This is a genomic window from Pseudomonas sp. BF-B-15, from assembly GCF_019946675.1.
Taxonomy (GTDB): Bacteria; Pseudomonadota; Gammaproteobacteria; order Pseudomonadales; family Pseudomonadaceae; genus Aquipseudomonas; species Aquipseudomonas migulae.
In genome coordinates this window covers 68,388-87,179 of the sequence record NZ_JAGYFZ010000007.1, presented here as the reverse complement: position 1 = coordinate 87,179, position 18,792 = coordinate 68,388, and the positions used below count along the sequence as shown (strand labels likewise).

Genomic DNA, 18,792 nt, shown 5'->3' with positions numbered 1-18,792 from the left:
GTTTCGGGAACTTCATCATCCCGAACATTGCCCAGGGTCATGCAAAATTCCAGGAGAATAACAGTGGATAGTTCTATTATTGGCAATTTGGAAGAGCGTCGTTGCATGGCCCTCGCGGATTTTTATCTTGGGCAAGTTGCACCGAGTAAAGAGGAAACCCAGAACCTTGATCTCACCTCTCTCGATGATTTGTATCACTACCTGCTGCTGGACAGTCAGGTAGGCCAGCAACCCGAGACATCGCGTCTGGCTGAAGCCATTGCTTGCATGCAACAGTATATTGGCGCCATTTACGGTGGTCTGGAACCCGGGCATACCCAGAAATTTACCCGCGACGAGTTAGTGGCCTGGCATCAGCGCTATTGCAATATCAGCGACTGGGCGGGCTATCAGATGTTGGTCGATTATCCGGAAAACTGGATAAGCCCAACACTGCGCCTGACAAAATCCGAGTCATTCAAAGAGCTTGAAAATAATCTGGGTCAAGCAAGCCTTGGCGATGCGTCCGTACAGATGGCTTTGTTTGAACATTTGAAAGGCTTTGAAGAGATCTGCAATCTCGATATGTGTTCAGGGTACATCGACAGTATTGACAGTACGGGAACCGGAAAGGGCCAGAACTTCAAAAATGCTGATTATTACTTTATTGGTCGGCAACGAGTTCAACCCTTTGGCTATTTCTGCCGCAAAGCCCATGTCGAGTTAAACGCCAGCAGCACATTTCTCAATCCCACAGCCTGGACTGAATGGAAGGCCATAGGCATTCCCGCTTCGGCGACGGTACTGGCAATGCGGGCGGTGTATTTCGCCGGGCGTTTGATGATTGTTCAGGTCGAAGGGTTGCAAGCACCAGATAGGATTGAAAAGGACAATGACGGCAAAGAGATCACCATCCCGGGCACTTGGCAGATAGAGGTCACGCTGTCTTATCTGGCCGTGAACGGGATATGGTCGACGCCTTTGAGCCTGGGTAAAAAGGAGTTCGCCAAGGCGTCCGAGGCGTCATCGCGTCTGGTGGTGGTGACCTATGCCGGAGTAAAAAAAGATGTCGACGACCTGTTGGCGGTGTGCTTTACCACCACGGACTTGCCACCGGGGGTGGCAAGCGCGGAAGCAATGGGCGAGCAAGAAAACGGATGGATTTTCGCGGCGAGAAATGCACTGTTCGAACCCCAGGTTCCGAATGTTGCAAGTCTCAAGGTATTGGCCAATGGTCGCTTTTCCAATCAAAACATTTTGCAGCATAAATTATTGCTCAGTGAGTCTGTGACGATTACTCAGTCGCTTGTACCCGCTACAAGTGTTACGGCGGTCGGAGATACCCGGGAAGGATTGCTGAGCAAATTTTTGTCATTGAACTTCAACTTCAGCAGCCGGCAAGCTCTGATCGAGGGGGTACTCGAAACCGTTAACGTATTGCAGGTGCAAGGTGTATGTGACCTCGATCGGCCGGAGTTTGACCTGAAGGAAATTGTCCTTGTGGTGAAAGAGGAGGTGTTGTCTAAAGTCACCTATTTCGAGCTCTCAAAAGCTGGGGACAAGGGGGTCAGATGTACATGCTTCAGGTCTGAGCTCGGAGTTGATTTTTCGTTGTGTTTTGATGGTTTGGATGGAACTCCCGTTGTTTTAGAAACTTTCAAGGCTGCAGATTTCACAAGGGCTAATGGATGGGCAACAGTTAACAAGATTGTATTGTTAACGCCCCAGCAGTTGGAAACACTGTGGTCGATGCAACCACGTGATATCAGGAGTGGTGCCGGGTTTTCAGTATTGATCGGCAATGCCTATACGCCGTTAACGAATAGTCAAAACGCTCTTTCGATGCTGAAAAAGCCAGAGACCGTTGAGCTGGCTTTGAAAGTTATGGAGGGTGCTGCTGCTATGCCCGGGTATTGGGAGAGCATCAGCGAGTTGCAAGGGTGGTTTCAAACCCCCTGGATCGAGTATCGCTGGACAGGTAACCCTGTCGGTAAAAAGTTGAGCGTCGCGTGGGGTGAGAATGCCGATGGCCGTTTTGGTCGCAACCGCTATGACATCGAGATCAAACAGGTACCCAACGCCAGCAACGTACCTTTGCTCAGCAAACAGGCCTCCGGTGCGCAGTTTCTGGATACTCGGCCTCTGGGAGTCAATGGGGTCAAATGGATACGCCTCAACTCTACGTTCGGTCCCGAACTGGTGGCCAAGGCCGCTATTTCCATTGATGAAGTCTTGTCCTTGGCTACTCAGAACACCCTTGAGCCCGGACCAGAGAGCGGCAATACCGTTATCGACTTCAACAGCGCCCACGGGCAATTTTACTGGGAGCTGTTCTTTCACCTGCCATTCCTGATTGCCCATCGTTTGTGCGAGGAGCGCAATTACCAGGAATCGCAGCGCTGGTACCACTACATATTCGACCCACACATTCGAACAGCACGTCCGGGCGAAACGGATACGAGTGAACGCTTTTGGCTCTGCCGTCCGTTGTTGGAAAAAGGCGATGTCGGTTTTGAAGCCAAGGGCCTGGTGGACCCCGACGCCATCGCGTTTTCGAATCGGATTCACTACCGCAAAGCCATTTTCATGGGGTACGTGCGCTGCATCATTGCCCACGCCGATTCGCTTTACCGGCGGTTGACCCGCGACAGCCTGGTGGCGGCGAAACTGCAATACGTGCGCGCCTTGTCGCTGATGGGCCCGGCACCCACTGCAAAAGCCATGAGCCACTGGAAACCCCAGTCTGCAAAAGACATTCTCGATTCCAAACCAAAGGCCGGTGCCTCGTCGCTGGAAACATTCGCACGATCGCTGGACGTCGATGTCGCGAACCTGCCAGCGCGCGTCAATGGAACGCCCGACTTCGAGATACTGGAGCTGGACGTGTTTCGCCCATTCACCAATGAACAATTGCTCGACACCTGGAAATACATTGAAGAGTGCCTTTGGAACATGCGGCACAACCTGACCATCGATGGCAAACCAATGTCGCTGCAGTTGTATGCCCCTCCGACCAACCCGGTTGATTTGCTGCATATAGCACAGGCCGGCGGCTCATCGGGAGCGTCGCGCAACGCGGGGGGCTGGCTGAACATTCCGCACTATCGTTTCCGCACGATACTGTCCACGGCGCAAAACGCGGTGCAAACCCTTATCGGGTTCGGCCGTGAGGTGCTTCAGTTGATGGAACAGCGTGATCGTGGGCAGCTGGAAGAGTTGCAGCACAGCCATGTCCTCGCACTGGGAGTGCATGCCGTAAAGATTCAGGAGGAGACGATCAAGCAGTTAGAGGCTTCGGAGAAAGGTCTAGAGAACAGCAAACTCATGATTGAAGAGCGGGCTAAGCACTATAAGAAGATCAATGAGAGCCCGTTGCTTGCGCCGGAAATAGCCGGGGATGCCTTCGGGTTATTAGGTAAGGGGTTGGGGATTGCTGCGATGGTGCCCATAGCGGCTGGGAGTGTTATTAATGCGAGCATCAAAGAACAAACGCTCACAGGAACAATAGCTCCATTTCCCGCAGCGCTTGCAGGTACCAAAGGCGGGGAGCGCGGAGAGCCCGTGAATGCAGTTGGTGCAGCACTGTCAATACTCGGCGGCGTTGCGTATGCGACGGGTGAAGCCTTTCAGCGAACGGCTTTTTATCTGCGTCGATCTGAGGAGTGGACCCACGCCGCAAACCAAGCCGATTACGAAAAAATAGTTGTAGAGGAGAATCTGAAGTCCCTGCATCACACGCTCCTCGGAGCCAAAGAGAGCCTGGCTCAAACGAAAAAAGCCAACCAGCATGCCCAGGAAATCTACGCGTTCTACAAAACCCGGGCCACGAACGTCGAACTCTACCGTTGGTTGTTGGGCCAGATGGCCACGTTGTACTTCCAGGCCTATGACGCCGTGGTGGGGTTGTGCCTGAGCGTGGAAGCCGCCTTCCAGTACGAAATGGGCGACTTCGACACGCGGGTGATTCGTACCAACGCCTGGATGGACGATCGCCACGGCCTGAGCGCCGGGCAGTCGATGCTGCTTGACCTGCTGCGCATGGAACGCATGTTCCTTGAGCGCAACGAGCGTCGACTGGAGCTGACCAAGACGATCTCCTTGCGCCAGCTGTTCGAGCAAGGCAAGTACACACTGGCAAAAACCTGGAAGTCGGTGATCGATGAACTCAAGGAAGGCAAACTCGATTTCGATCTCACCCAGCGTATGTTCGACAGTGATTACCCCGGTCATTACTGCCGACAGATCACCACCGTCTCAGTGTCTTTGCCGGCGGTGCTGGGCCCGTATCAGGATGTTCGCGCAACCCTGACGCAAATCAGCAGCGCCACGGTACTCAAAGCCAACATCGACTCGCTTGGTTATTTTTATGAGCCCGAAGAAAACCAAATGCTGCCCCTCGATATTTTGCTCAACCCGCGCAGCCACCAGCAAATAGGGATCAACCACGGAGTTGACGATCCCGGTATGCATCAGCTGACTTTCGGTGATGAACGCTATCTACCATTTGAGGGGACCGGCTGTGTTTCGCTTTGGCGGCTCGCGTTTCCACGACCAAAATCAGTTGACCAGGCAAAGCTGATCAGCAGTCTGACGGACATCATTGTGCACGTGCGTTATCTGGCGAAGGCCGGTGGCACGGCTTACACCGAAGCCGTGCTGGACAAGCTGGGCGATTGAGGTGAAACGGCCCTGATGCTGGGGCGCTGGCAAACGGAATAACGGGTAGTGGGCTGAATCGACAACCATGGATCAATAGAGGTGAAATCATCATGAGCGAAATCGAAATCCAGGGACGTAATCTGATTAAAGATGGCAGATTCCCAGCAACGTGGAAAAGTAACTGGAGGCACGATGGCGTCGGGAACGCGGTGTCATTTGGGGATCCTGTTTTTGGTAACTACCTGACAATGAACATGAAGGCTGGTGTTTCTCAGGCATTCAATACGGCGATCTTCACTGAAGAACAACTGAAGGGGGCAAGCTATCGAGTTTCCTTTCAATATGAAAACTATGGGGAAGGCGACAACGCCGGTGTGGAGATTGAAACCGGTTCCGGGAAAAAAGATTTTATTGATTTGAGCGGCAAAAAAACCAGGCAGCCGCTAGCCGACTGGAATCTCTATCCCTCTTATGGGATCAGGGATGTGGTGGCAGCCGACGAAAATATTGCTCTGAAACTGCAGGGCTCTGATTTAGGTAGCTCGTCGGGATTGCGCATGACTGACATTAGAGTGGACCTGCATCTTGTGCCTCTTAAGTTGACAGGCCTCAAGGTCGACGGCAGGCATTATGAAGTGCCAGCCTGAGTTTTCGTGTTGCTAAAACGTTGGTGATGGCAGGTAGATGAGGGGCAGGGCATGACAATCGGTTAACTCATCCCTGCTTTTTTCCAGCTCATGTAACGCGTCACCAACGCCGCCCCCAGTTCACCGGGCAGCGCATCCACCACCGGCACTCCATAAGCGTCCAACCGCTCATGGAGTTCGGCCCGCGCATTCAAGTAATCCACAGTCCCGCAATACGTCAGCGCTTCGTGCAACGTTTGCACCGGTGACTGGCGTAGCGTGTCGAGCACGTCTTCCCTGAGGCTGGCGACCAGCACTCGATGCTGCTTGCCCAGGCGATTGACGGCGGTGAGCAATTCCTCGTCGTCTTCGTCCCGCAGGTTGGTCACTACCACCACCAATGCCCGCCGTTTCTGTCGGGCCAGCAGTTGAGTAGCAGCGGCCTGATAGTCAGCGCTGCGTTGAGTGCTGTTCAGGTCGTAAACCGTGTTGAGCAATACGTTGAGCTGACCGGCCCCTTTCACCGGAGCGAGATAACGCGGTTGATCGCTGGCAAAGGTGCTCAGACCCACCGCATCACCCTGGCGCAACGCCACGTAACTCAACAGCAAACACGCATTCAGCGCATGATCGAAATGCGCCAGTTCGCCGTCGTGACTGCGCATGTGTCTTCCGCAATCGAGCATGAAGATAATCTGCTGATCGCGCTCATCCTGATATTCCCGGGCAATCGGTGTGCGTTGTCGGGCGGTGGCTTTCCAGTCGATCTGGCGCAGGCTGTCGCCTTCGCGAAATTCCCGTAACTGATGAAACTCCAGACCCAGGCCGCGTCGTTGTCGTTGGCGTACGCCGAGCTGGCTGAGCCAGTTGTCCACCGCGAGCAGTTGGCCGCCGTAGAGGCGGGCGAAGTCGGGGTAGACGCGGGTGTGGTCGGTGACGCTCAGAAGCCGTTTGCCGGACCACAGGCCCAATGGGCTGGGCAGGTTGATTTCGCAGTGATCGAAGCTGAAGTGGCCACGTTTGAGCGGACGCAGGCGATAGCCGACCTGGCTGTGCTGGCCGGGCTGAAGTTCGACTGACAGGGGGAGGTTTTCGAAGTTCAGGCCGTCGGGGACGTGGTCGAAAATCTGGATCGTCAGTGGTTGGGGAAAGTTGTGCTCAACCTCCAGTCGAACTTCGCTCCAGCGACCGAGGGCCAGGCTGCCGGGCATTTGTCGTGTTATCCGGGGCGAGTGCAGGCGCGTGAGGCGCAAGGCATCGAGTATTGCCAGGGCCAGTAGCGCCAGCAATAAACCCCACTGGATCGACAACAGGCTTGAGGGCAGCGCAATGTCCAGTGCGCGCAAGGTGCCCAGCACGATGCCGATGGCCAGCAGGATTGCGAGCCAGATCAGCAGCAGGCGCGAGGGTTTCACAGACGTGGCGCCGGCACTTGATCGAGCAGTTGCCGCAGCACGTGATCGACCTCCAGCCCTTCGATATCCAGCTCCGGTGCGATGCGTACGCGATGGCGCAACACCGCCAGCGCGCAGCCCTTGATGTCGTCCGGAATCACGAATTCGCCGCCGCGCAACAAGGCCCGCGCCCGAGCGCAGCGCACCAGCGCGATGGAGGCCCGAGGCCCGGCGCCGAGGGTCAGGCCGGGCCAGCTGCGGGTGGTGCGGGCCAGGCGTACGGCGTAGTCGAGGACCTGATCGTCCAGGGGCAAATCGCTGGCGATGCGTTGCAAGGCCAGCACGTCCTTGGCTTGCAACACGGTGCGCAGTGGTTGCACATCGAGCATGTCGGCCCGGGTAGAACGGCTGACCTGACGCACCATGTTCAGCTCTTGCTCGGCGTCGGGGTAGTCCATGCGTACCTTGAGCATGAAACGGTCGAGCTCGGCTTCCGGCAGCGGATAAGTGCCTTCCTGTTCGATGGGGTTTTGCGTGGCGAGCACCATGAACGGTTGCGCGATGGGCAGGGCGCGGCCTTCGAGGGTGACTTGTCGTTCCTGCATGGCTTCGAGCAGCGCCGCCTGGGTTTTCGCCGGGGCGCGGTTGATTTCGTCGGCGAGCAACAGGTTGGTGAACAATGGCCCTTTGCGCAGTTTGAATTGCTCGGTTTGCAGGTCGTACACCGCGTGGCCGGTGACATCGCTGGGCATCAGGTCCGGGGTGAACTGAATGCGCGCGAATTCGCCACCGAAGCAGCGGGCGAGGGCGCGCACCAACAAGGTCTTGCCCAGCCCCGGCACACCTTCGAGCAGCACATGACCGCCGGCAATCAACGCGGTGAGTACGTCATCGATCACCGTGTTCTGGCCGATCACGGCTTTTTGCAATTCAACTCTTATCGCTTGGGCCAGATAACTGGCGCGCTGGCGTTGCTGCTCGGCATGGCTAGGCGCGCCGGGCTCGATCTGTTCACTCATACCTTCCGGAGCCTCCCTAACTGTTAGTAACGAATTATCTTCCATAAATCAATCGCTTACCTGATCTAACGGTTTTGTATGACCTTCTGGCCAATACGCATTCCTGGTACCGGAGGCGAGAACCAACCTGGTGCGGGTATCGCAACTAAAAGCATCGGCCACATCTTGAAAGCGACCGATGCTCTAATCGACCTAGAAGGGCGATTCCTCTCCAAAAAGAATCTTGATCGCATCGGTATGACCTGGAAGGGCCTGCCTGATGTTGCTTCGAAGCTTCTCGTCAACCTCTTTGTGAAGCCGGATTTTACCAATGGCCAACGCAGTTATGAATTCCATGGAAGCATCACCCCGTTCGAAACCATGGCCCTGAACAACGCGCAAAATGATGTCGGCCATAGACGCGCTGTGCGTTTCATGGGCGCTGTAATCAAGCTCAGTGGGCAGCGCAGCTCTGAGGAACGCCCCTTGAATGATCCCATCGTCGTAGCGAGAGAATATCTCGGGAGAGAGCAGTACCTGTTGAAGTTCACCCGACTCCAGTCGCTTCGATTGATCAATTTTGGCGCTTTTTCGAGCGTTCTGCAGGATCCACACAATCGTCAGGAAAATATCTGTACATGCGGCCACAGTGACATCGTTAGCTCCGCTGACAAAGGCGAAGCCTTTTGTAAGCTTCATCTGACCCGGTTGGTAGCTGCTCGGCCAGAACGCAGCCTCGGAAAGCCCGTCAGTAGTAGCCTTATCGAAAGCCTCGATACGCGCTTTTACAACGTCAGATACGCTCTCCTCTCCAAATGAAAGCAACCGGTTGAGCAACTTCTGTTCCTGGTGCCAGTGATTGTTGCAAGCGAGGCTGGCAACCGGAATTTCGATGAAGGATTTGAAGACATACTTGCGACTTCCTTTCGGTGGCTGCGTGAGGTTCGAAGCAAGCTCATCCATCAGCTCATGCGAGCGGCCCAGTAGGGCACCTACGAGGTAAATGCGAGTACCAGCCTCTTGGGCAGACCTGAGGCGGCGACTGATGCTCAGGAGCAATGTGCCTCGTTCTGCTGCAGCGGCAACGATGATCACTGACCCGTTGAATTTGGTCTTAGGGTCGAAGGCTGAGGCGCTTACCACTTCACAGTTAAGGCCCCTTGCCTTGAGGAACGCCAAAGCATCCATGGCCATCTTCTGACTGGCACTGTCATCGTCATGGATGATGAGCGACGTTGAGGCAGGAGACTCCTCCATGAGCATTTTCTCGAACCATTTCTCGAAATCCCCAGTGCGCACAAGCTTGTCCTTGTCGACCTGCACGGTTCTGTAGCGTTCTCTTTGGGGTATTTGGCTAAAGCACGTGAACAAACCTTTGCCCATAAACGAGAAAAACTTGGTCTGAAGCCCTTCTGGTAGATGACCCATGCCAATGTTGAGCACCCGAGTTTCGGTGTGCTGTGCAACAAATCGTTCGCCATGGATGCGAATGAGCTTACGACCTTCGGTTGACTCACGCTCGGCTACGGTTTCGAAGTCTTCGGGCTTCTCAATGGCATGCAGCACGGTGCACGAATCAGATTGACTGACGAAAGACAGGAAGGTCGCGACTCGGGTGGGTGGAGCGCCGTTGACCTTCACCCACTCCTTGGCGAGACCACAGTTGGTGGAGGCCGAGATCAGACATAGTGATGCGGCTGCATCGACCAAGCTACCATCGCTCAAACCGTCGTGTGAGTGAAACGACTTGATGCTGGAGATTGTTTGGTTGCCGAATTTCGTTTGGAATAGCTGGATCGAGAGCGCCACTGGCAGGAACGCCATGGTGTCCAGGTAAATTGTCTCAGGCTCGCTCATGCCGTCGCTGGAGGCATTTTTGATTACTTTGAGGCAGGAGAACGCCAAGAAGTGCGAATGGAGCGTTTCAGTAAGCAGGTTCTCAGCGCGGATGAAATAGTTGGACGCGCGTGAGGAGGGTTTCGAGAACAAAAAACCAGCAGGCGCTTTAGTCAGCACGGATGTGCATTTGACGAGCTTTCGCATTCCAGCCTGGACAAAATTCTCGGTGGCTCGGGTTATGAGCTTGCCGATACCCTTTTCGGCGCCGGCGACTTTTACATACTTAGAAATTTCTCCGTGCTCGTTGAAAAAAGAGAATCCATAAGATGGTGACCCGCCGTTGGAGCGTCGCTCCAGAGCAATCGCAATGGCTGACGACTTGTCAGCACACTGATCCTTGATCCATGCGCGATGACAATCGGGTACTAAAAAGGTGACATGATCCGGCAGGATGTATTCGTTTAGCCGATTCTGCAGGGCTTCGGTGATATGAGCGTCTGTGATTCGCTCTGGGCCGTTGAAAAAAACCACCACTTGCGCTGGTTCAGCGGTAGGGGAAGGGGTCAGGGTTACTTCAAAGTCGAACAACTCAGGCATCTCAGTTCACCGGAATGCAGATGGTGAATACAGTGCCTTCAGCTGCAACCAGCTCACGGTCACCGCTCCAATTTTTGGGGTTAAACTCTACGACTTGATCTTGGCCTTGGAATGCCTGATACAAGCAAACCCTCCCAGTGCGGAGACGTACGTAGGCCTTCAGCTTGTTGAGCGCCTGGACTGCGTTGTGCAGGCCCATACCAGAGGTCACTGAATCTTTGGTCGTGACATGTTTTTTGAAGCATTCCAGGGTTGCCTCAAGCTCCACTGCTAAGGGGAGATCGTTGAGAGATTCGACTGGAGCGCCTTGTTTCGCCGAGAGCCAGCGTCGTGCTAGGCCGGGGCCGCTGTCGATGACTGAAATCTCAATAAATTCGAGATAATCCGCGTCCTTAAGCATGTTTCGCATCACAAACAAGGCGAACTGCGGCTCTTTGTCCGAAACTAGGTGGATGTCTTCCTTCTTTATCCTCCCGGATTTCACTGAAGTGCCTCTGAGACCCTTCTTGTACTTCACCCCATGTACATCCGTGACTGAGTGCTGATCTGCGTTGGCGATCAACTCGGCAAGCACGCTGCCCAGGGCAGGTAAACCGCCCCTGTGAAGTGATTTCTTGTCCTGCTTGCTATGCATCAGCGCGGATGACATTTCCAACAGGCTTGCGAAGGAGGAGTGGGAGTGGATCTGAGGGCTCGTCCCTCCGTAGTAGAAGGGCTTGATGAACTCCATCTTCGCGAAGTTAATGCTGAAGAGGTTAATGGTGGTAGGGCGCGCTCCTCGTTCGCTCGAGGTATTACGAAGATCGCCGTCATACATCGCTTCGATCAAGGGCCTGATCACAGTAAGTGCGGCACGCTTTTCTATCGTTTCATGCGCCTCGGTCTTGATGCGAGAAGACATGATCAGAGCCGCGAGGCCAGCTGCAGTCTGGCCGAGTTGCAGAATCCGATCTGGAGCGTTTTCAGCACCCGCATACAGATGTAGGACACTTTGCTCGTGTGCGCGGGCCCAACTGATCACCAACTGTGCAAGCGCCGCATCGACCCCAAATAAGCCACCGTGACTCATGGTTTTTGGGAGACGCAAAGACGCATCCTCCTGGCAAAGCGGGTATAGGTCTTCGATTTCGTATGTGTTCAGAGTCTTGGCAATTTTCATCAGCACCTCAAACAGTCCATCGTTCCGAGTGCTGAACCAGATTTTTGGACACACCCGATCAAATCATATCGCCAGCCGTCCTTGGCGCGATAGATGGATTAGGCTTTTGATGCCAAAGCATATGCCGGGGATGTCTACGTTTCCGGGGGCAGTCCACTCACATCCTAGGCAATTGGGCTTGGTACGCTCACGCCTGGTTCCCACGTGAAACAGGCTGTCGAAACAGGAATTCCGGACGGTTAGGCCACTGAGCAGTTTGTCGACTTCGTACTGGTCAACAGGGTGTGCGTAAGGCTAATACGGGCCTGGCAATGATGAGTAACGTGAAAGTTTCGTATCTGGGCTGGGCATATTTAGCATGGGGTTTATGGAGCGCTTACGATTCAACGTCCTTCATCTCCTCCTCAGTTATCGTTATTGCGTAATTAAGATCAATACGGAGAAAGAGGCCGCCGTAGGTGCGTTGTTGCATGGCGTATTGAGAGGGGCGCATAGAAGGCATCAGATGTCACCTCTGATCACAAGATCATATTTAGAGCCCGGCTTTTCATCGCACGATGACACGCCAAGCCAGTTTATAGATCCGCCCGCTTTGAGGAAGGGCGTTACCTTTTGATCGTGGAAATATTCTAAGCACCTACAAGCGGATATCTATAAATTAATAAATATTACATCTTAAGATCTAGCTGAGATTTAGAGTGTTCCGAACATCAAACATCTTTACTATATCCCGATGTAACTTGCTGTGAAGGTTGGAAAGTATATCCTCTTTCTTCTGCACTAATCCAAAATCAGCAAGTGCTTGAATCAGCATTTCATGTTCGCTGGCATTGAGCGCGGATTCGCGGAGTAAATGACTACGCTTGCTTAAAATATCAATAAGCCTTGGTGTACGCGCTAGCCGGGTGCTTCCTTCGTAGCGCGACTCGAGCTGAAGCACACTCACAAGCTGATCGGGAAAATCTGTTTTATTCTTAAGCTTTACTTTGCTAATTGGATCATTAGATAGAATTGAATGATTAAACTCAAACGTGTATATAGAATCGAAACATAGATGGTATGGATGGATATGAGTATCAATATCGAACGGATTACTTCCTTTATAGGTCTGATTGCAAGTCTTGCAGGATGGTATGTGGTTATAAAAGGATAGCGCCAAAAAGGGGAACATATGCTTAGGATAAAAATGATCAATATCGTAAAGCATTACTACATCCTGTTTTGGCAGCTTGTTTGTTTTCAGGATTCTGACTGAGTTTTCATTGCAGTAGGGGCAGGTGGCCTCAGTAAACCTTAATGCTTCGTAACGCTCATGGCAATGTTTACTGGCTCGATAACTTTCATAGTTGAAAAGCTTAAGTAAGAGCTGGCCAAACGGCTGCATTTCTACCTTCTCGTCAACCTTGAGACATATATCGCCGTCCTCCAAGTAGATTCTTGATGTGCCAATGATATCCTTCAATTCTGCAGGCTTCGCAGTAATTATACTTTTAAGGTTCTGCGGCACTTCCAGGTATTCAGCATACTTCAAGTGCCGAGCCGAGGCCTCCACCCCTACCTTGCCTATGTATTCCTCCCCTTTAATTATCGCACTTAATGCATTAGCTCTTGCAGTTAATGCTCGCCGCATAGGTTGGCCAAAGCGATTAACGGGGTTAAGGTCTAACCACATCTTCTCTACCACTTCATTGAGAAATTGCGGTACGTTCTCGTGTATCGTTGTCAGGTGGTTGCTGATACTAATCACTGTACGTCCACCCGTGATTTGATATGGTATTTAATGATCTCGTCATCAATAACTGATATAGCGAGTTTCAGCTCGTGGGCTTCACTATCGCTTAGTATCTTTTTGTCGAGCAGGCTATATATTTTCTTTAGATATCGAGATGATAAATTACCACTTCTTTTGTGCTGGAGCCCGAAAGAATACTGGTAGATATCATACAGGTTCGCGGCGAACGTTTTGGGCACTTCAATGCTGTCAGTATCACATGCAGCTGAGCTATCTCCGTGCCGATTTAACAGAACAATACATTGGCGAGGCAAATCACTTATAAGAATTGGAGAGTGCGTTGTAATTACAACTTGAATTTTTCCTCCGGAAATTTTAGGGAGGCTTTTGATCAGTCTATCAATAAACTCAATTTGCCATTGTGGGTGCAAATACAGATCACCCTCATCGATGCATATAAGCGTCCCCTGCCTTTTTACAGGCGCAAGGCGCTGATTTTGCATCCCATTCCAAATAGAGCTGAATAAGTTGAAATAAGCCCGCTGCCCCGAACTAATCCCCGCCCAAGTAATTGAGCTATACCTTACCCCTTGGAGAATGCAGGCTAAATGTCGATAATAAAAGCTTTCTGAATCCTCATAATTTATAGTGAAAGTATAGCGTGACCCCTTGACTGTATCATCAATGCGGAGGTGCATTTCGTCGAAAAAGCTTTCCAGCTTTAAAAGCACTGTTAATGATTCGAACATGGAAAAATTATTGTCCCAGGGGACGGGTGCATTGGTAGCTAAATACATATCTCTAAAGGTTATTATGAAAGCCTTTAAGTCGAATTCGCCCTCGCTCGCCAAGATTGAATTCATAACAGGAGTGAACTTTTCTTTATGAGGCACGTTGATTAACAATGCTTTTAGAAATTCTATTTGGATCGTCTGGGCTACGACTGCAACCTTATCTCTATTCTTATTGCCTCGTCTGACCTCAGCGAAATATCTGAGGACAGGCATCGCTTCATCCTCGTCTAAATTACGATCATGCCTAGAGATGAATCTATCGATTTTTATCTCTACCCTTGGTGGTGGCTGCAGCTCAATACTGGCAAACTCGGGTGAATGCAGAAAATCCAGATCATTAAGGAAGTCCGACTCCATAACATGTCTTTGACGAGCAAGGGTGCGCGGATTGTTTTTATTATTTACAGATACATCTACGACGCCGCCGCCAAAATCTATATAGTTTTTATCAAAGACATTAGAGAAGTAGATGGTGTGAAAGTTATCTAAGTGGTCTTCGGTGCCGGCTGCGATTTCAAATCCGGAGTTAATTTTTTCTTTTATGTTTGTTGAATAGAATAAAGCGCCTTCAACGCTATAGATTAAGATGTAATCGTTTTTTAGTTTTTCTGGAGACTTCAATGCGCGACAAATTAATTCCAGAGAGTTCGTTTTCCCTGAGCCATTGACGCCTAGAATCCCTGTTATGCTGGTAATCTGCTCTCCAAACAAGCTCGGCATCGGGTCTTTTTCTGACTGGCTTAGGATTCGAGTAGTAGCCTCAAAATGAAACTCAAGTTCATTGGAAAAATTCAGACCTACGCCTTGTAAATTTTTGAAATCTTTGACCCACACGAAGCATAGATTCATTTAACAGTCCTTTATTGTTTGCACTACTCTAGCCAGAAAAGAGTATTAGAAGCCGCCAGTATCGTTTGCACGCCTAAGTCATGCTGCCCAATAACTCCATTAGATATCAAAAAGGTATCCGGTCATCGAAGGATGTTGATGGCCTTCGCGGCACATGCGGTGCGACCAAGGGCGACACTACGAACAGTGTTGACGATGTCCTCCCTGTCCGTAAAGAAAATCTGCCTTCGTTTGGATTGATTAAGCTTGCCCCAATCCAATTTTTAGCGGCATTGTTGATTTGCCGTCCGGCAACATTTGAATACACATGTACCCATCCTATAAATTGTCAAGCTCAAGGCTCGTCTGGTGGTGCCCGAGCCCTCTACATCGATGAGGAGGGTCAGGTCGATCAGGTGAGTGCGGTCAAAGCGCCGGATGTACTTTGGCAAGCTTCGCAACGTACCAGGTAGGCAAAGGATGGCGGTGCAACCTAGCTGAGATCGCAATCAGCACTTCCCAGGTGGTGTTGTGCCAAGCAAAGTCCTCTGGGGAGGCGGCCTGGCTCGGCACCTTCACAGAAGCCTCAACTTCATCAGCTGGCGTCTGCCGAAAACCAGTCAGGGCACGTGATATGCCAATGGCATTCACATAGGCATCGGAACCCGTCAGCATCTGCAGTGCCTTTTGGGGGAACCACCTTTCCATGGTCACCCTTTCAAGATTTGGAACAATCTCTGCAGTCAGTTGATCGAGGGCTTCCTGGTCGCCCAGCAGAGCAGCCATGGTTCCCAGAAGCGGCACCAAAGTCGTGGTTTTGAAGAATCGACCTCTTTGGGTTTCTTTCCCGGAGAACAGGGCCATGGCATCTTCAAGATCATCTGTATCCACGGGCATGATCCTGTTCCGATGCAGAGCGGCATCAAAGCGATCAATGCACTCACGCACCATGAGTTGGGTGCTAGCTGTATCACCCACGGCCATGATCGCGGTCATGGCTATCGAAAGGTCAATGGTTTGTCCGTCATAGACGGGCAGCAAGCATCCGTTGTGCGCGTTGATCAAGGACACCAGGCTCCCGTGCATGGATCGGAGAGTTGCGGTATCGACCATCAGGGAATGAAGCAACAGCAATGTGGTGCCCAACCGGCCAAGCTCATCGCAAATCAAGTCGATGTAGAGCACCTGATCGGGGCGGTAGCGGAGCATGCGTCTGCGGTTTAGGAGTGAGGGCATCACGCGCTCGTAGTACCGTAACAAGGCGTTCGCATGGAGCTGAGCAAGCGTTTCGAAACGTTTGAGGAACTGAGTGTCGGTCTGCAGGCCAAGCGTTATCGATTCGCTCCAGAGCCGTAGCAAAAGGTACTCACCTGCGAGCACGCCTGGTTTCTGATTGCCCTCACTTTCGCCCCAGACGAGAAGAACAGCCCATCCCATTCCCGCCGCCGCTGCTCGCTTGTGGAAGCGGTTCGCACGCGTATTTTCTGATACGTCTTTGTCATCCTCAAGCGCGGCCATGCAGTCATCAACAAACCGAACGAACCTGGAGAATGAAGCCTGCGTATCCTCAAGCCCGGCCAAGGCTGCCCTCAGGTTGGATTTTCCTTTTCCGAGCAGCAAGGCATCGTCAAAGAGGTACTCCTCGATATAGGGACTCAACTGATCCATGCCCCAGAAATCCAGCGAGCATAGAGGAGAGAATTCGGCCACCTCTTTCGAGATTGCCGAGTAATCTGACTGTGCGTCTTGCTTGAGGATCCCGTTTGAAACAAGGACGATTCGTTTTTTTAGGCCCCGCAGAGGCTCTTGCAGCCGATTCCGGACGTACTCGGTGTACGCTTGGCGGATGGAGGGCGAGATCGCCTGCTGAGTGCCGTAGAAGTCGTTCCGGTTCACATTGCCAAATTTGATGATGAACAGGAAAACTTCCGTCTGCCCCTGAGCATCTTCCTTGGTGGACGTGACGTCGACACCACCCTGATTCACTCCAATCTGAGCACGACTGTGCACCGAGTGCCCCATCGCTTGGAGAAGCTCTGGAAGGAGTGCATCCAGCTCATCGCGCTCGCGAAGCCCTGAAAGGTAGTGTGAGAGAACCAGTTGGATGCTCATTGGTCAGCTTCCTTCCATAGGCTCATGATCTTCTGGTCATACAGCAACGGGTCGGCAATCCAGGTCTGAGGCAATTCCATACTCATTTCCTGCGTGAACATGGGGATCATCGCCTCGACGGTCTCGTGATCGTTCTGATACTCCACTGATACTTGGTTGGAATACTTGAAATGCTGCGCGGTCATGAACATCTCAAACAGGGATTCGCCGTGAGCCTTCTCCGTCACCGCCCGATTCTCATTCCGGCGAAGGTAGTTGAAGCTCCGCCGCATTTCCGATGACATCTGTAGCTCAGTGAGGTGGGGCAGGGCGTCCAAGGCACTGCATTCGGCGGACAACCTTTCGCTTAAGTGCTTGGCGGGAGTTGACTGAGTAAGCCGTGAGGGCTCTGCTTCAAGGAGACGTTTGCAGGTGGCTGGGTACTCTGTCGCCAAAAAATCGATGACTACACAGGTCGTTTCAGAAATCAGAGGGCTTGGGGGTAGGTCTTCGTTCAAGCTCAACACCCAGCCAAGTGATACTGGTACTGCAACGTTCAGGGCACACAATCTGCGGGCCACGGCGCTGGTGGATGCCTCTGTGGCCCCGGACAGCGCGAATCTCACCAACTTGGGATGTTGGAGGTACTGGACGCTGACTTCGTGCACCAACGCTTTGCTCAACCTGTGGTGGCCTTTGTCACCGATCCATTTGCAGGCAGCCAGGACAAACAAGTCAGCAGACGCAATTCGATGGAGGCAGTCCTTTGCTTCATCTACCAGGGTATCGGCCTCAACTCCGGAGGTTTCCGCCTCGCGCCAGAGGGCATAGAACTCGCCCAGCAAGGCTTGACCATCCTGCTCAAGGTTGGCTCTGTAGAGGCGGAGGTAAAAATCGTTGAACCGGATCATGTCCATGTGAGTTGGCTCCGAGGGCGTCGGTAGGTACGCATTAGGATGATATTACGGCGCCCCGTGGCTGCCCCAACGCTGATTCGCCAGTATAGCAATGACCGGTAGAGAATCGTGGGGCAACCAATGACTACAATCGGCCCTTTGAATCGTCCCGGGTTTCTTAAATAGTGAACGTCCGCTTTTGGCGTAAGCAGCCAATCACGGCGCCCCGCTTAAGTAGAGTGCCGTCTGCGCATGCGGGCCTGCTACCGAGCTTTAACCGTCCACAACTGATCTACCTTCGTCGTGTAACTCTGGCTCATCAATTCTCGGCGCATCGCCCAAGCAGGCGCTGTCGGCACACTGGCTACCCGCAGAACTCCCTTCCCCCAGCGGCCATTGATCTCATCCAAAACACTCATCACCTTGTCAGCCATCGCTGGCTGCGAATGCGCAAACAGGTCATCGGTAAACTCACCAGGCTGTCGCAGATCCATCAGCAAAACTTCCGCTTTGCTGTACCTGAAGCCTGGTCTGAAAATACGATTGACGGCTTCGGTTAATCGTTCACTTCACTCAGTCATTACTTGAATAAGTCATCTAATGGCACGAATGCAGCACCTGTTTCTGCGGCTGCCGTCACCTTGCGGTCGATGACCTCAGCGATGGGTATCCGCTGGCCTAGGGCCTTGTAGATGTCCTCTTCAGACATGCAAATCACTTTGAGTCCCTTTCCAAACGCATTAAGGCCCTCTTGAGTAAATCTGCCGTAACTAATGATTAGAGATTAGGGGCACGGGCCGGGCTCGGTAACGATTTCTAGACACCTGTCCATACCCAAAAAATTAAATCGGATTCCTTGCTCGAAGGTAGATGGCTGTTCGGTCGACACTGGCCTCGCAGTCCCAACTAACCGAAACGCAGAGGCATTCCATGATCAAGAAAACCCTTTCCTTCGCCTGGGCAGCAGGCAGTGACTCCTACCACCTGCAGAAGGCTCGCCAGAGCTTCTCTGAGCGCGACTATCTCAATGCACTGGCAGAGGCGATACATGACGTAAGACCTGACGCCTGCTTCGGCGAGGCTATGCGCCATGCCATATCTGTAGACGAGTACACTGTTGGCGTGCTGGGTGGCCAGGAGCTGGGCAGGCGGACTAGGGCAATCCTCGAAGCTCAACCTTCCGCTGTTCCTGCCCAATAA

Annotated in this window: 12 protein-coding genes and 1 pseudogene; 3 read left to right on the top strand and 10 right to left on the bottom strand. The window is 52.5% G+C overall.

Going from position 1 to position 18,792, the window contains the following annotated elements; genetic code table 11:
* The first annotated feature begins 63 nt into the window (after window positions 1–63).
* On the top strand, window positions 64–4,656 hold the full coding sequence (locus KGA97_RS04180) for a neuraminidase-like domain-containing protein (protein ID WP_223480248.1): 4,593 nt from the start codon (window positions 64–66) through the stop codon (window positions 4,654–4,656).
* Window positions 4,657–4,748: 92 nt separating this feature from the next.
* Window positions 4,749–5,285, top strand: a complete 537-nt coding sequence (locus KGA97_RS04175) for a hypothetical protein (RefSeq protein WP_223480247.1) — start codon at window positions 4,749–4,751, stop codon at window positions 5,283–5,285.
* 62 nt (window positions 5,286–5,347) lie between these two features.
* Here the strand turns inward: KGA97_RS04175 and KGA97_RS04170 are convergent, their stop codons facing one another.
* The 10 genes and pseudogenes from KGA97_RS04170 to KGA97_RS29435 form a co-directional block, all read right to left on the bottom strand.
* Window positions 5,348–6,679: a DUF58 domain-containing protein gene (locus KGA97_RS04170; RefSeq protein WP_223480246.1), complete on the bottom strand. Its 1,332-nt coding sequence runs from the start codon at window positions 6,677–6,679 to the stop codon at window positions 5,348–5,350.
* Window positions 6,676–7,677, bottom strand: a complete 1,002-nt coding sequence (locus tag KGA97_RS04165) for an AAA family ATPase (protein ID WP_008041951.1) — start codon at window positions 7,675–7,677, stop codon at window positions 6,676–6,678. The genes KGA97_RS04170 and KGA97_RS04165 overlap by 4 nt, the downstream gene beginning before the upstream one ends.
* Before the next feature lie 192 nt (window positions 7,678–7,869).
* The gene (locus KGA97_RS04160) at window positions 7,870–10,092 is read right to left on the bottom strand and encodes a hypothetical protein (protein ID WP_223450144.1); all 2,223 of its coding nucleotides are present in this window, start codon (window positions 10,090–10,092) and stop codon (window positions 7,870–7,872) included.
* Between the two features lies 1 nt (window position 10,093).
* Entirely contained in the window at window positions 10,094–11,251 is a 1,158-nt protein-coding gene (locus KGA97_RS04155; RefSeq protein ID WP_223450145.1) for an ATP-binding protein, read from the bottom strand.
* A gap of 682 nt (window positions 11,252–11,933) precedes the next feature.
* Complete coding sequence (locus KGA97_RS04150; RefSeq protein ID WP_223450146.1) at window positions 11,934–12,923, bottom strand: hypothetical protein; 990 nt, start codon at window positions 12,921–12,923, stop codon at window positions 11,934–11,936.
* Window positions 12,924–12,994: 71 nt separating this feature from the next.
* Window positions 12,995–14,626 carry an AAA family ATPase gene (locus KGA97_RS04145; protein ID WP_223450147.1) on the bottom strand — a complete coding sequence of 544 codons (1,632 nt, stop codon included), beginning with the start codon at window positions 14,624–14,626 and terminating at the stop codon, window positions 12,995–12,997.
* Window positions 14,627–15,031: 405 nt separating this feature from the next.
* Window positions 15,032–16,717: a hypothetical protein gene (locus KGA97_RS04140; protein ID WP_223450148.1), complete on the bottom strand. Its 1,686-nt coding sequence runs from the start codon at window positions 16,715–16,717 to the stop codon at window positions 15,032–15,034.
* Window positions 16,714–17,613 (bottom strand): hypothetical protein, encoded by a 900-nt coding sequence (locus KGA97_RS04135; protein WP_223450149.1) that lies wholly within the window; start codon window positions 17,611–17,613, stop codon window positions 16,714–16,716. Before KGA97_RS04135 ends, KGA97_RS04140 begins: the two co-directional genes overlap by 4 nt.
* A 242-nt stretch (window positions 17,614–17,855) precedes the next feature.
* Window positions 17,856–18,149 (bottom strand): annotated as a pseudogene (locus KGA97_RS04130) (DUF4113 domain-containing protein); the annotation flags it as partial.
* 23 nt (window positions 18,150–18,172) lie between these two features.
* Window positions 18,173–18,301 carry a hypothetical protein gene (locus KGA97_RS29435; protein ID WP_263287962.1) on the bottom strand — a complete coding sequence of 43 codons (129 nt, stop codon included), beginning with the start codon at window positions 18,299–18,301 and terminating at the stop codon, window positions 18,173–18,175.
* Window positions 18,302–18,522: 221 nt separating this feature from the next.
* Between KGA97_RS29435 and KGA97_RS04125 the strand changes: the two genes are divergently transcribed.
* Window positions 18,523–18,792, top strand: coding sequence for a hypothetical protein (locus KGA97_RS04125; protein ID WP_223450150.1), 270 nt, complete (start codon window positions 18,523–18,525; stop codon window positions 18,790–18,792).

Bases quoted from the DNA above. Each gene is read 5' to 3' on its own strand.
- KGA97_RS04140 (WP_223450148.1), bottom strand. From the start codon at position 16,717: ATGAGCATCCAACTGGTTCTCTCACACTACCTTTCAGGGCTTCGCGAG.
- KGA97_RS04150 (WP_223450146.1), bottom strand. From the start codon at position 12,923: ATGTGGTTAGACCTTAACCCCGTTAATCGCTTTGGCCAACCTATGCGG.
- KGA97_RS29435 (WP_263287962.1), bottom strand. From the start codon at position 18,301: ATGTCTGAAGAGGACATCTACAAGGCCCTAGGCCAGCGGATACCCATC.
- KGA97_RS04175 (WP_223480247.1), top strand. From the start codon at position 4,749: ATGAGCGAAATCGAAATCCAGGGACGTAATCTGATTAAAGATGGCAGA.
- KGA97_RS04135 (WP_223450149.1), bottom strand. From the start codon at position 17,613: ATGGACATGATCCGGTTCAACGATTTTTACCTCCGCCTCTACAGAGCC.
- KGA97_RS04165 (WP_008041951.1), bottom strand. From the start codon at position 7,677: ATGAGTGAACAGATCGAGCCCGGCGCGCCTAGCCATGCCGAGCAGCAA.
- KGA97_RS04125 (WP_223450150.1), top strand. From the start codon at position 18,523: ATGATCAAGAAAACCCTTTCCTTCGCCTGGGCAGCAGGCAGTGACTCC.
- KGA97_RS04160 (WP_223450144.1), bottom strand. From the start codon at position 10,092: ATGCCTGAGTTGTTCGACTTTGAAGTAACCCTGACCCCTTCCCCTACC.
- KGA97_RS04155 (WP_223450145.1), bottom strand. From the start codon at position 11,251: ATGAAAATTGCCAAGACTCTGAACACATACGAAATCGAAGACCTATAC.
- KGA97_RS04145 (WP_223450147.1), bottom strand. From the start codon at position 14,626: ATGAATCTATGCTTCGTGTGGGTCAAAGATTTCAAAAATTTACAAGGC.